Origin of the sequence: Labilibaculum euxinicum, from assembly GCF_009795715.1 — a bacterium.
In the GTDB taxonomy this organism is placed as follows: domain Bacteria; phylum Bacteroidota; class Bacteroidia; order Bacteroidales; family Marinifilaceae; genus Labilibaculum; species Labilibaculum euxinus.
In genome coordinates this window covers 1-327 of record NZ_WTCR01000038.1, presented here as the reverse complement: position 1 = coordinate 327, position 327 = coordinate 1, and the positions used below count along the sequence as shown (strand labels likewise).

Here is a 327-nt window from a genome sequence, read left to right as displayed (position 1 = left end):
AAGGAATCATCCTTATTTTTTGAAGACTTTGGTTGTCTTTGTGATCCCTCTGGGGTTCGAACCCAGGACCCCATCATTAAAAGTGATGTGCTCTACCAGCTGAGCTAAGGAATCATCCTTATTTTTTGAAGACTTTGGTTGTCTTTGTGATCCCTCTGGGGTTCGAACCCAGGACCCCATCATTAAAAGTGATGTGCTCTACCAGCTGAGCTAAGGAATCATCCTTATTTTTTGAAGACTTTGGTTGTCTTTGTGATCCCTCTGGGGTTCGAACCCAGGACCCCATCATTAAAAGTGATGTGCTCTACCAGCTGAGCTAAGGAATCA

3 tRNA genes are annotated in these 327 nt (G+C 44.0%); all 3 read right to left on the bottom strand.

Annotated features, from left to right (window positions below):
- Nucleotides 1-41 precede the first annotated feature (41 nt).
- Nucleotides 42-114: transfer RNA gene (locus GQR60_RS19975), tRNA-Lys, on the bottom strand.
- A 33-nt stretch (nt 115-147) separates the two neighbouring features.
- Nucleotides 148-220: transfer RNA gene (locus GQR60_RS19970), tRNA-Lys, on the bottom strand.
- Between the two features lie 33 nt (nt 221-253).
- Nucleotides 254-326: transfer RNA gene (locus GQR60_RS19965), tRNA-Lys, on the bottom strand.
- Nucleotide 327 lies beyond the last annotated feature (1 nt).